8 protein-coding genes are annotated in these 12,788 nt (G+C 61.9%); 3 read left to right on the top strand and 5 right to left on the bottom strand.

The window, feature by feature from the left end:
* Nucleotides 1–59: 59 nt before the first annotated feature.
* Nucleotides 60–2,513, bottom strand: coding sequence for a tetratricopeptide repeat protein (locus NXS98_RS17510; protein WP_283846351.1), 2,454 nt, complete (start codon nt 2,511–2,513; stop codon nt 60–62).
* Between the two features lie 201 nt (nt 2,514–2,714).
* Here NXS98_RS17510 and NXS98_RS17515 point away from each other — a divergent pair, with 201 nt between their 5' ends.
* Nucleotides 2,715–2,924: a hypothetical protein gene (locus NXS98_RS17515; RefSeq protein WP_283846352.1), complete on the top strand. Its 210-nt coding sequence runs from the start codon at nt 2,715–2,717 to the stop codon at nt 2,922–2,924.
* Between the two features lie 103 nt (nt 2,925–3,027).
* Here NXS98_RS17515 and NXS98_RS17520 read toward each other — a convergent pair whose 3' ends face one another.
* From NXS98_RS17520 to NXS98_RS17535, 4 genes are all read right to left on the bottom strand, one after another.
* Nucleotides 3,028–5,973: a beta-helix domain-containing protein gene (locus NXS98_RS17520; protein ID WP_283846353.1), complete on the bottom strand. Its 2,946-nt coding sequence runs from the start codon at nt 5,971–5,973 to the stop codon at nt 3,028–3,030.
* 149 nt (nt 5,974–6,122) lie between these two features.
* Entirely contained in the window at nt 6,123–9,128 is a 3,006-nt protein-coding gene (locus tag NXS98_RS17525) for a TonB-dependent receptor domain-containing protein (protein ID WP_283846354.1), read from the bottom strand.
* Between the two features lie 95 nt (nt 9,129–9,223).
* Nucleotides 9,224–9,637, bottom strand: a complete 414-nt coding sequence (locus NXS98_RS17530; RefSeq protein ID WP_283846355.1) for an ExbD/TolR family protein — start codon at nt 9,635–9,637, stop codon at nt 9,224–9,226.
* Nucleotides 9,638–9,676: 39 nt separating this feature from the next.
* The gene (locus tag NXS98_RS17535; RefSeq protein WP_283846356.1) at nt 9,677–10,483 is read right to left on the bottom strand and encodes a MotA/TolQ/ExbB proton channel family protein; all 807 of its coding nucleotides are present in this window, start codon (nt 10,481–10,483) and stop codon (nt 9,677–9,679) included.
* Between the two features lie 343 nt (nt 10,484–10,826).
* Between NXS98_RS17535 and NXS98_RS17540 the strand changes: the two genes are divergently transcribed.
* A complete protein-coding gene (locus tag NXS98_RS17540; RefSeq protein WP_283846357.1) occupies nt 10,827–11,834 on the top strand; it encodes a hypothetical protein in 1,008 nt (335 codons plus the stop codon).
* 53 nt (nt 11,835–11,887) lie between these two features.
* Nucleotides 11,888–12,601, top strand: coding sequence for a hypothetical protein (locus NXS98_RS17545; protein WP_283846358.1), 714 nt, complete (start codon nt 11,888–11,890; stop codon nt 12,599–12,601).
* Nucleotides 12,602–12,788 lie beyond the last annotated feature (187 nt).

Consider the following 12,788-nt stretch of genomic DNA (forward strand, 5'->3'; position numbering starts at 1 on the left):
AAAAGCCAAAAAAGCTCACCCGGAGTAAAAGCCCCCGGGATGCGCTGGGGCGGCTGGGCCTAACGTTGCGCCTCCAGATATTGCAACAGCCGCAGGGTATCGGCGTCCTGGGGATGGATGGCCAGGGCGCGGCGGGCGGCGGCGCGGGCATCGGCCAGGCGCCCCATGCGGGCGAAGATGGTGGCGGCGGCATAGGGAATGCGGGCATCAGCAGGCGCGAGGGCCTCCGCGCGGCGCAAGGCCTCCACGGCTCCGGAAGGATCGCCCAGGGCGTTGCGGGCCAGGCCCAGGTTGTACCAGGCGCGATGATGGTTGGGGTCCAGGTGCACGGCGTGTTCCAACTCGGTGGCGCAAGCGCGAAGGTCATTGGCTTCATTCAAGGCCAGCCCGAGTTTGTAACGCATCTCGGCATCCTGAGGCGCCAGCCGCACGGCTTCGCGCAGGTGGCGCACGGCCTCTTGAATGTGGCCGGCCTGGCTGAGGATGACGGCGTATTCATGGCGGATGGCGGGCGAGCGCGGGTCCCATTCCACCGCTTTTTGGAAGTGGGCCGCGGCCTGCGCGTTATCATTGCGGGCCAGGTGAAAGAGTCCGAGCTGCATCTGGCCGGCGGGTTGATCGGCGTTGAGTTGCAGGGTGTGCAGGTATTCGCGCATCACCGGAGCGTGGGGGTCAAGCTGGCCCCGCAGGGCGGAGGCGGCCTGAAAGCGCACGGCGCGAATGGGGTCCGCCAACGCTTCCCGGAGCGCCTTTTCCACCGTCGGCGGCGCCCGGGTTCCGTCGCGGGTCAAACCGCCCAACGCCTGCGCGACGTGGGCGCGCACCAGCTCGTTGGTGTCGGCAAGCTGGCGCACCAGGGCGGCGGTGACGTCAGGCTCGTGCAGCCAGGGGTCCAACAAGGCAGCGGCGGCCGCGCGCCAGTAGGGGATGGGGTCGCGGGCGAGCATTTCCAGCAAGGGCGCGCGGGCGGCCGGGTCGCCGCGGCGGGCGCGGGCGGCGGTCTGGGCGCGCTGGCGGTAGGGACGATTCATTTTATCACCGTACCATTTGTCCACCCATTCGATGGCCCAGTCCACGGTGTTGGTGGTGTGGCAGCGGTTGCAGGCGTTGGGGATGCCGAATTGTTTGGTGAGGAGCGGGTCGGGGATGGTCCAGCCGTGGTCATGGCGCCAATGGCGTTGCATGAAGGGGGTTTGGGGCATGTGGCAATTCACGCATTGTCCGCCCGTTTCCTTGATGTTCTTAAAATCAGTGGTGTTCAGGTCCACCTCCACCAGCTCGCCATTGGTGTTCACGAAAGGGTTGAACACCTTGTGGAAACTGTGTTTAACGGGGTCAATGATGGGGGCGTTGGTGTGGGAGCCTTCGTGGCAGCGGGCGCACAACAGATTGCCCGGCAGCAGGGGTTTCATGGTGTGGGGATGGTGGCAGTCGGCGCAGGTGACTCCGCCCTGGGCGTGCATGCGGCTGCCGAGGAAGGGGGCAAATTCATAGTCTTCATCGCGAATCTGGCCGTCGGGATAAAAGATGTCGGTCTGGTCCACGATTTGGAGCATGAAATGGTCCCAGAAGTTGTCGCCGGGCTTGAAATCGCCAGTGAGGTCCATGCGGCGGGCATGACAAAAGGCGCAGGTATGCAGGGTTTGCTGGCGGGTGGGTTTGCGCAGGGTGGGGTCGGGGAGGCCGGAGCCTTTGTGTTGGTACTGCCATTGGTTGTGGTCTTTCATGGGGCCGTGGCAGGCTTCGCAGCCCACGCTCATTTCAGCCATGGTGGTGCGGTAGGCATCGGTGCGGGCGTCGTAATTTTTGCGCAGGCGCGTATTGTGGCAGCCGGCGCACATGCTGTTCCAGTTCATGCCACGGCCGGACCAGTGGCCCCATTCACCGGGCTGGCGGTCCTCCTGGCCAAAGACATTGAACCATTCATTGGAAACGGGGTCATAGGAGGCTTCCAAGGTTTGCCAGCGCCCGCCGGGAAAAGGCGTGAGGTATTGGAGCAGGGGGAAGTTGCCAATGACTCGCTCCACGACAAAAGGCCCGTGGTTGGTGGGGCCGGGGGTGCGCACTTCAAAACGGCCGTTTTCATACCGGACGCCGGTGAATTGGGTGCCATGGTGGAAGGCTCGGGGCGGGTCAAAGGCGGGCCGGTCTCGTGCGGGGTCCACGGGCCGCTCGGCGAGGGCGTGATTGGAGTGCCGCCAATGCGCATAGGCTTCGGCATGACATTCGCGGCAACTTTCGGAGCCGCCATATTGGGCAAAGACTTCTTTTTCCGGCGCCAACTGAAAAAAGTTCACCTTGGGGATGTCCTGGTTGGCGGCGGAGGCGGCGGAGGCGGCGGATGGCGAAGCGGGGGGCTGAGCGGGGGGGGATGGATGCGGAGTTCGCCAATGCCACCAGCAGAGCGCCAAGGCGATGACCGCGAGGAGGCCGGTTCCCCAAGGCAGCCAACGCCGGCGTGGGGCCGAAGCGTGCCGGGGGTGCCGGGAGGCGCGATGCGGAGCAGCGCTCATGGCCATGGATGTTAGGACGGGCAATGGGCTGGTGGCAACGTCAAGATGGGAAGACGGCGGGCAAAAGGGGGCAATGGAGGAGCGAAAAAATGGCCGGAAAGTGCCCCAAGTTTCTCTGCACGGGGGCTTGTAAAATGTTACATTCAAGTGACGGAAAAATGGCGCAGCCGTAACAGAAGCGGCAAGAAAGGGCACAGGTTTATGGATAAAGTCATTTTTTATACGATGATTCTGTCAGGCATCATCTTCGGCTGGATGATTTACCTGCACAATCAGCGCGATGTGGAGCCGGCCTGGTCGCCGAAGTATGTGGAACCGGCACGCCCGACGTTGGGGTCGGTGTTGCGGCAATCGGAGGCGTGGGTGTTCCTGATGGCGCTGGGGCTGGCCATGAGCATCACCCGGCTGTAACACGCCAAACGCACGGCTTTCTAAAAAAACCAACGCCGTGGGGCGGGTTGCCCCACGGCGTTTTGTTCTAGTGCGGGCGGCTTGCCGCCCTGGTTGGATTCAATTACTGCCCAATACCTTGCAACCGGTAGAACCTGCCAGGTCCCAGCATGGGCACCACAAACTGCCCCCGGCCCTGCGGGTCAAGCACCAGCGGCTCGCCCACGTTGACCCACGGCTGGCCAAGCTGCTCCACACTCTGCAATTGATAGCGGCCATTGGGTGACCCGCTCACCCCAATCAGCAGGTTGCCATTCTGTTTGCCCGCAGCCAGGTTCGCAGCCACAGGAATTACCACCGGCAACACTGCCGGCGGCGTTCCCCCACCAGCGGCACTCAGGATGCCGTAGCGGGTAAGGGCGGACCAGTCACTGGCCCAATTGATGTCCCCGAAGGCGCCCTTGAAGGCGACCGGCGTATAGAACCCATTATTGGGCGCGGTGCGCGCGCTGGTCAGCGCCGGACTGCCCGCCTGCGGGCGCGGGTCCAGGCCAAACGCCGGCTGGTTCGTCCGGCTGATCCCCCGCAGCAGGGGATCGGCCACCACGTTGTTGCGGTTGGTGTCGGTGAACAACAACTCTGCCGCCGCTGTTTCGGCCACCGGCACCGGCACGCCGTTGGTGGCGAAGTTCCACCAGAGGTTGTCGCGGAGGTCCAGCAACCCGTTGGTCAGGTGTGTCGCCGCCGTGGTGTCAATGCGGATGCCGCGGCCGCCGAATTCGGTGAGGATGCTGTTGTAGATTCGTGGCGCCGCATAGTCGCGGATTTGCAAGCCGCGGTTGCCGGCGGTGTTGGTGCCCGCCCCGATCCAGGTGGCGTTGTAGATTTCATAGTTGCCAATGGGGCGCTCGTTGCCGGTCACCGCTCCGTTGATTTCCCCGTTCAACTCGGCGCCGTTGTCCTTGGCGCCGCGCTCCTGGATGGCCAGCCAGAACTGGTTTTTGCCGGTGTAGCCCATGTCGGCGTCGAAGGCGTCGTCGTCGCAGAAGGCGCTGACGCAGTACTTGGTGTTGACGGTGCCGCCGAAGAACTCGAAGCCGTCGTCGGCAATGGCGTAGGCCTCCACAAATTCGATGACGGTGCCGCGGCCCACGCCGCAGAGGGAGAGGCCGTTGATTTCCTTGTTGGGGAGGATTTTAACGCCGCCGTGGCGGATGGAGACGTAGCGGAGGACGCCGGAGTTGTCGTTGGGGTCATTGCCGCCGTAACGGTGGACGTGCTGGCCGTTGATTTGGATGTCGGAGAGGCCTTCATAGACCTCGTATTTGGGGTTGGCGGCGTTGCCGGCGCTGTCGGCGGCCATGTTGATGGGGGCATGGCCCAAGAGGACGAGGCCGCCCCATTTGCCGCGGTCATAAATGCCCAGGTCGGCCGGGTCGTTCACATCGTCCTCTTCCGCCGTGAAGATAATCGGCTGCGAAGGCGAGCCGTTGGCGTAGATTTTGCCGCCCTGGCAAATAACCAGATAGGAGGCGTCATTGGTGCCGCCGGGACGTCCCTTAATCACTGTGCCCGCCTCAATGGTCAGGGTGGCGTTACTGAGGACATACACGGGACCGCTCAGCAGGTAGACGTTGGTGCGCGCCCAGAAATGATTGCCCGTGAGAGCGCCGGATATCGTGACCACGTCCAGCGGTTTATCCGGCAGGAAATTATAGGCTGACAAGGCCGTCCAGCCGCCAATCCACAGGTCATTGGCGTCAAACGCGCCCTTGTAGGCGACCGGCGTGTAAAACCCGTCATTGGGCGCGGTGCGCGCGCTGGTCAGCGCCGGACTGCCCGCCTGCGGGCGCGGGTCCAGCCCGCCCGGCACGGTATTGTTGCGAGCCGTGCCGCGCAACATCGGGTTCGCCACCACGTTGTTGCGGTTGGTGTCGGTGAACAACAACTCTGCCGCCGCTGTTTCGGCCACCGGCACCGGCACGCCGTTGGTGGCGAAGTTCCACCAGAGGTTGTCGCGGAGGTCCAGCAACCCGTTGGTCAGGTGTGTCGCCGCCGTGGTGTCAATGCGGATGCCGCGGCCGCCGAATTCGGTGAGGATGCTGTTGTAGATTCGTGGCGCCGCATAGTCGCGGATTTGCAAGCCGCGGTTGCCGGCGGTGTTGGTGCCCGCCCCGATCCAGGTGGCGTTGTAGATTTCATAGTTGCCAATGGGGCGCTCGTTGCCGGTCACCGCTCCGTTGATTTCCCCGTTCAACTCGGCGCCGTTGTCCTTGGCGCCGCGCTCCTGGATGGCCAGCCAGAACTGGTTTTTGCCGGTGTAGCCCATGTCGGCGTCGAAGGCGTCGTCGTCGCAGAAGGCGCTGACGCAGTACTTGGTGTTGACGGTGCCGCCGAAGAACTCGAAGCCGTCGTCGGCAATGGCGTAGGCCTCCACAAATTCGATGACGGTGCCGCGGCCCACGCCGCAGAGGGAGAGGCCGTTGATTTCCTTGTTGGGGAGGATTTTAACGCCGCCGTGGCGGATGGAGACGTAGCGGAGGACGCCGGAGTTGTCGTTGGGGTCATTGCCGCCGTAACGGTGGACGTGCTGGCCGTTGATTTGGATGTCGGAGAGGCCTTCATAGACCTCGTATTTGGGGTTGGCGGCGTTGCCGGCGCTGTCGGCGGCCATGTTGATGGGGGCATGGCCCAAGAGGACGAGGCCGCCCCATTTGCCGCGGTCATAAATGCCCAGGTCGGCCGGGTCGTTCACATCGTCCTCTTCCGCCGTGAAGATAATCGGCTGGGTCGGCGTGCCGTTGGCGTAAATCTTGCCACCCTGGCAAATGACCAGATACGAGGCGTCATTGGTGCCGCCCGGCTTGCCTTTGATGACAGTGCCGGCTTCGATGGTCAGGACGGCATTGCTTAGGACGTAAATTGGTCCGTTAAGAAAATAGGTATTAGTGCGATGCCACGTCACCTGATTGGTGATGGGCTGGGTGACCTGCACATCTGCCGCGGGGAGGGCCAGCGGTAGAAGGGCAGCCGTCAGGAGGGCCATGCCTTGCTGAATTTTCGTCTTCATGATGGTTTTTGCGTTGCTGTCTTTGAACACCACGAAGGCAGGGTGCCGCAGGCAATTGACGCGCAAATAGCGGGCGGGTGACGATTGCGTAAAATGGGGTGGACCGAAAAGTGCGCGGAGGCAGGAGCGGGCCGCGCAGGCTAAACGTCTTAGAAATCGTAGGAAAAGGAAAGGCCCAAGGTCACGCCGCGTTTGTATTTGCCATAATACAGGGCTTCGCTGCCGGTTTTGTCGCCGTAGGTGCGCTCGTAGGGGGGGTCCAGGAGGTTGCGGGCGGTGAAGCGCACGGTGGCTTTGCGTCCCAATTTCTGGCTGAGGACGAAATCGAGGGTTAGTGGCGGATGTTCATAAACATCTTCCGCCACGGGGCTGGCCACGATGATGCGCGAGCCGGCGGCGCTGAGGATGAGCGAAGCGCTCGTGCCCAGGCGCGGGTTATCATAGCTCAAGTCGGCGTTGAGGATGTAGGGCGACTGGTCGTAGAGCGCGCGGGTGCGTTTGGCGTTGCTGAGGTATTGCTGCTTGTTCTTGAATTCGTATTCAAACAGCTCGGTTTCGGATTGGATGTAGGAGAAGTTACCGCCGATGCTGAAGTAGCGGAGGTCATGCGCGAGGAAATCCAGGTTTTTGCGTGCCTCCAGCTCGAAGCCCATGACGGTGGCGGTGGGGCGGTTGATGAAGGTCACGCTGTCGGCCAGGTTGTCAGTGGCAATGCGCTCGATGGCATTTTCCAGTTGTTTGTAGTAAAAGCTCACGCTGTAGATTTCCCCCGGGCGCGGAAACCACTCCCAGCGGAGGTCGTAATTTTGCGCGAGGCTCATCTGCAGGCTGGGATTGCCATCCAGCAGCACGTCGAGGAGCGGGTCATAACTGCGGTAGCCGGCCAGCTCGCGGAAGGAGGGGCGCGCGATGGTCTGGCTGTAGTGGAGGCGCAGGCTCATGTTGGTGCGGAGGGAGTAGATGAGGCCGACGGCGGGGAGCAGGTCGGTTTGCGAAAGATTGCTTTTGTTGTCGCGGCGCCCGGCAATGGCGACGTCGCTGTAGGAGTCCACTTCCATTTCGGTGCTCTCGATGCGAGCGCCGCCGACCAGACGCAACCGGCTGCTCACCGGGAAATCGAGCATGGCATAGTAGGCATAGATGCGGTTGGCGGCTTCGTATTTGCTGTCGTAGGTGGCGAGGTAACGCATCCAGTCGTAGCGGATGCGGCCGGTGGCGAGGTTGGTGGAGGGGGGGCGGATGTAACCGAGGTTGTCGGCGCGCAGGTAATTATTCGGGTTGCCGTCAAACCCCATGGTATCGGGATAGTAAATCTGGCGCTCGGTGAAGGTGCGGTCAGAGGCGCTGGCGAACCAGCCGGCCTTGAGGAAGCCCTCGCGTCCATTGGGCTGCCGAATGGGAAGGGTGAAATCCAGCTTCAAATTGTTGTTCTGCTCGTCCAGGTTGCGCCAATAGCGCGTGGGTTCCTTGGGGTCGGGAATGCTGGCCAGACCGACGGCAAAGCTGCCGCCATCGGAGCGGTAATTGAAGAAGCGCACATCCGGCTCATATTGGCGGGTGAGCGAAATTCCGGCCAGCCAGTCCAGTTTCAAATCGGCCAGCGCGGGAAACTTGTCCGCGCCCTTAAGCTGGAAGGTTTGCAAATTGCGCTCGGTGAATTGCAGGCGGTTTTGGTGGATTTCCGCGCCGGGGTCGCTGGCCTGGGTGCCTTCCTGATAGCGGACGTAATCAACGCCATTTTGATTGTACAAAAAATTAAAGGCCAGCTCGTGGTCGGGATGCCACTGGCTGGCCAGGCTGACCATGCCGCCCCAGTTCACCACCGATTGCGAAAGGACTTCATCGCTGTCCTTATAGACCTGAAACGTCCCTCCGCCGCCGGGCGCGTAGCGGCGGGAAATCCCATCCTTGTAAAAACTGTAATCATGTCGGTAGTTCCAGTTGCCGAAGACGCCCAGCGGCCGCCCCAAAAAGTGGGTGGTATCGCCAAAAGAAAACGCAAAATTGTGATTCCACGGTGGCGCCTCGCCGCGGTCGGGCGCGAATTGCGCCGTGCCTAACAGCTTGGTGTAGCGGTCCAATGTGTTGGCTTGGGCAATGCGGTCGCGATAAGCTGGATTGGACGGGTTGTTTGGCCCGGTGTTGGCCACCACCACGGGGATTTTTACATTCAAATCATCGAGGGGCGCAGGCAGCTTGCGGGTGCCGTCGTCCATGCCCAGCCAGTCCAGACTGCCGCCCTTGTAGGAGAGGTATTCTTTGTTGCCGGTGGTCTGGGTGTTGTAGGAGCCGCCGAGGGAGAAATTGGCGAAGGGGCGGTCGGGAAAGGATTTGCTGATGATGTTGATGCCGCCGCCGGTGAAGGCGCCCTGCTGGTCCGGGGTGAAGGTTTTGGCCACCACCACGCGGTCAATGACCTGGGCGGGAAACAGGTCGAGCGAGGCCGAGCGGCGGTAGGGGTCGGCGGAGGGGATTTCGCCGCCGTTGAAGGTGGTGGTCACGTAGCGGTCGCTGAGGCCGCGGATGACGGCAAATTTGCCTTCCACAATGGTGGCGCCCGAAACTTTGGTGACAATGGCGCCGGCATCGGAGGAGCCGGTTTTGGAGATTTGCTCGGTGCCCACCGCTTCTGTGGCGGCTGCCTCTTTGGCGCGCTCCATCAGCAGTTGCTTGATGGTGGCCCTGGGTGGCGGCGCAAACGAGGGCTTGGGTGGCGGCGGAGGGGGCGGCGCCACGACGAGGCGCGGGGGCGGGTTGCTGGGCGCGGCGGCGGTGGTGGGGCGGCCGGTGCCGGTGGAGGGGCCTTCGCCCTGCGTGCGGGTGTCGGCAAAAAAAGTGCCGCCGCCCACGGCTTCGGGGGCGTCGGCGGCCACGGCGCGGCGGGTGCCGCCGCTGCTGGGGGGCGGAGGCAAGCCTTCATTGATTTTCGGGAGCGGGGCCTGGCGTTGCTGGACTTTGGGCTGGATGGCCTTGATTTCCTTGACGGGCTTTTCCTGCTTTTCGCCCTGGGCCAGTTTAAGAATGGTTTCCTTCAACGCTTCCAGCCGGCCGGTGGTGTGCATCCAGTACCCCACGCCGGCAATGATGATGGCGTGGAGTACGGCCGAGATAATCAGGCTGGTCCGGTCGCGGCGGGGTTTGCGTGCTTGGGACATGCGCTAGAGGGCAGGGATGTTCCTGCAGGGGGCGGCGTGGGTCTGGAGCGAACCGCGGCCGCGAGGCTTGCCAGGAGGAAAATTCATGCAGGGGGTTATTGCTGGCCGTAAGTTTCGGTGGCCAGGCCCACCTTTTCAATTTTGGCGGACACCAGGACGTCCAACACGTCAATGATCTTCTGGTAGTTGATGCGGGAGTCGCCGCGCACCACCACGTTGAGGTCGGGGTCCACCTTGCGGAAATCCACCAGGGTCTTGAGCAACTGGTCGAGGTTCATGGGGACGGTGTTGAGGAAGATGTTGCCGGAGCGGTCCACGGTGATGTAATTGGCCTTGGAGGGGGCTTCCTTGGGCCGGCCGGCGGCGGTGGGCAGGGAGATGTTGATGTCATTCACCGGCGGGGCGGTGGTGATGATGAAGATGACCAGCAGCACGAAAGCCAGGTCCAGCAGCGGCGTGATGTTCAGCTCGCTCAGCGTGTGATGCTTGTTCTCTGAATACTTCTTCATAGGACTTCACCTGCGATGCATGAACTGGACGGGGTGGGATTAAAGGTTGTGCGGCGCCAGCTCCTCGCGTGGGGTTTCCGTGTCCCGCAATTTCAGCTTGCTGAGGGCGTCGGCGATTTCCTCGGAGACGGGGCGGTTGTCCACGTACACGTGCTCGATGGCGGTGGCATATTCGGTGACGTAGTTGTCCAGCTCCTGGGTGATGGCGCGGATGGTGGTGACCATGTAGTTGTAAGCGAACATGGCCGGGATGGCGACAAAGAGGCCCACCACGGTGGCAATCAGCGCGCCGGCCACGCCAGGGGCCATGGCAATGAGGCTGGCCGCCTGCACTTTGGCGATGCCGGAGAAGGTTTCCATGACGCCCCATACAGTGCCGAGCAGGCCGATGAAGGGGCCGCCGGCCACGGCGGTGCTGAGGATAATCATGCCTTTTTCCAGAGACAGCGCCTGGGCGCTGACGGCGCGCTCGAGGGCCACTTTGACGGATTCAAAACTGGCGTTGCTGATTTTGGTGCGCCCCTTGACCATGACCGGATTGTGCTTGAGGTGGTAGCTCAGTTCCTCCGCGCCGGTGAAGTACACTTCATAGGCGGGCGAGCCGCTGAAGTCCTGCTGTTTCTGATACAGCTCAAGGGGGTCGCGAGTGGCCCGGTAGGCGCTGAAGAAGCGTTTGGTCCATTTGCGGGCCAGGTAGAGCTGGCGGGCCTTGCGGATGATTACGGTCCAACTGAACAGTGAAACCAAAACCAGCATGGTAATGGTGATTTTCCCTTCGGTGGTGGCTTTTTCAAAGGCGAACTGCAAGGCATTGGCCAGCAGCGGTGTGGTCATCAATTCAGCCATAAATCAGTCGTGTCATCTTGCGTGTTGATGTTGTCGGCGGCGCGGCAGGCGGGGCCAAGACCCGCCGGCCGCACGATGTAATTCTTGAACCAGCCTGTGACAGCGCAACGGCGGCCACGTTACAATTTTGCAAGTTTCCGGCAGGGGTTGGCCTGCCTCAGACAAGCACAAAAATTTCGGCGTTGGCGTGTCTATGCACCGCGCCTGCCGGATATGTGACAACCGCATGACTGGCGCGTGGCTGAGGCGTTACAGGAGCGCAAAATCTTCGTGAACCGCCGTTTATTTTTTGACACCCCCATGGGCGCGTGGCAGTAGGGATTTGATGCAAAAAGTGTTTATTTTGACTGCAGCCGTGGTGGGGCTGGCCGGCTGCGCGGTTTTTGAGAAGAAGTCCAGCGCCTGGAATGATCCCTTCGAGCAGGTGAAAGTCGCCCAGATGGTGGGCAACAACGTGTCGCGCGCTCCGCTGCAGCGGACCATACTCTGTCTCAATGCGCGGCGGGAAACGCGGGTGATCACGGCCGAAACCAACGTGGTGGTGCTCTACCAGACCAACCAGGTGGTCACCTATCTCACCAATTATTCCATCAACAGCGTGACGAATTTGCAGGCCAACCTTTCCACCAACCAACTGACGCCGGTGGCTCCGCCGCTGCCGGTGGACACGAATGACCCCACCGCGGTGATTGTGCAGGCGCCGCCGCCCCAGGGGCTGAGCACGAACACCTCCCTCACGCGGACGACCGACCAGTATTTGACGGTGAATACGGGCAAGGACCAATCGGTCACCACGCTGAATTTGCAATCGAGCGTGACGCACAATCATCAGTTGACGGCCACGTTTGGCAATCTGGCGGTGACCGTGGCGACGAATCAGACCATTCGGAATGAAACCATTGTGACGGTGACGGCCGTCACGAATTACGCGGTGACCGCCCGGACCAACGTGGTGGTCACGCCGGTCACGCGGGTGATTCACGACCACTATTTATTTACTGAATTGACGCCGCCGCCGGATTTCACGCTGGCCCCCGGGGAGAATCTCATTCTGGTGCTGGATGGGCAGCGGTATGGATTGACCCCCACCAACAGTCCGGCGTTTCAGGGCCGCCGCGAGTTTGTGTCCACCTTGTACAAGGTGAGTCCGGAGGTGCTGGTGCAACTGGCCAATGCGCGGGAGGCGAAGTTGCGCTTGCGGGGTGTCAACTACGCCATTGAGCGCAACATCAGCCGGAGCTGCCAGCAGAAAATCCGCCAGTTTTTGGTGCGGTACACCCCCGCCTCGGCCACGCTGGAGGAGCTGAAAACCCTGGCGCAGGGAGCGCCGTCCACGCCGCCCGCGCCGTGAAGCCAACGCCCGTTGTGAAATCCTGAAACAGAAGACCCTCATTGAATTGTCGCATGAAAAAAATCATCGCCCTCACCCTGGCCGTCACCGGCTGTGTTTGGTTCACCGGCTGCAACAAGACCGCCGAGCCGGATAACAGCGCGCTGGAAGCGGCGCGCAAGGACGCAGCGGCCGTTTCCAATCAGTTGACCGAGGTCAGCATGAAGCTCAACCATTTTGAACAGATGGTGAAGGTGCTGGAGCTGGAGGTCACCAACCTGACCCACACGGTGCATCAATATTCCAACCGGGTGGTGGAATTGCGCGCGCATTTGGCGGACCAGCAAAAGCAGCTCATTGCCGCGCAAACCGAGGTGCCCAAGCGCGATTTGCGCATTGCCGAATTGGAAAGCAAGCTTCAGGAGCAGGCGCTGCAGATGAGCCGGCTGATTGCGCAACTGGGGGAGGGTAACAGCCGGGTGCCGGTGCTGGAGAAACAACTGGCCGCGCTGGAGGAGCAAAAATCCCACTGGCAGGCGGACATGGCCCGGTTGAAGTATGAGCGGGATGAATTGCTCCGTTTGTGGGATGACGCGCAGGCGCTGGAGGCGCGATTAAACGTGGTGGACCCGCAGCGGCTGAAGAAAAACCTTCCCAAGGTGGATAAAAACACGCGCCTGACGCTTAGCCCGCAGGGCGGGGTGAAGGTAAGTCCCGCTTCGGCCATTCCGCCCGCCAAGTCGAAGGACAAGAAGCCCGCGGCCAAAACCACGGGGCAAAACTCCTGACCGCCAACCCTTCTGACGCCATCCGCAGGGTTCAACTTAGGCGGTTGGAAGAGCGGAGGAGTCAGGGCGATGGTGGCGTATTCAGTGACTTCCGCTGAGTGCGGCGCCATGCCCTTGCGCGCCTGCGGCCCTCGACCGGGCAGGGCGGGTTGGCACCAGACTTCGGTTAATCAAAAAACCATCGCCG

The organism is Fontisphaera persica (assembly GCF_024832785.1).
In the GTDB taxonomy this organism is placed as follows: Bacteria; Verrucomicrobiota; Verrucomicrobiia; order Limisphaerales; family Fontisphaeraceae; genus Fontisphaera; species Fontisphaera persica.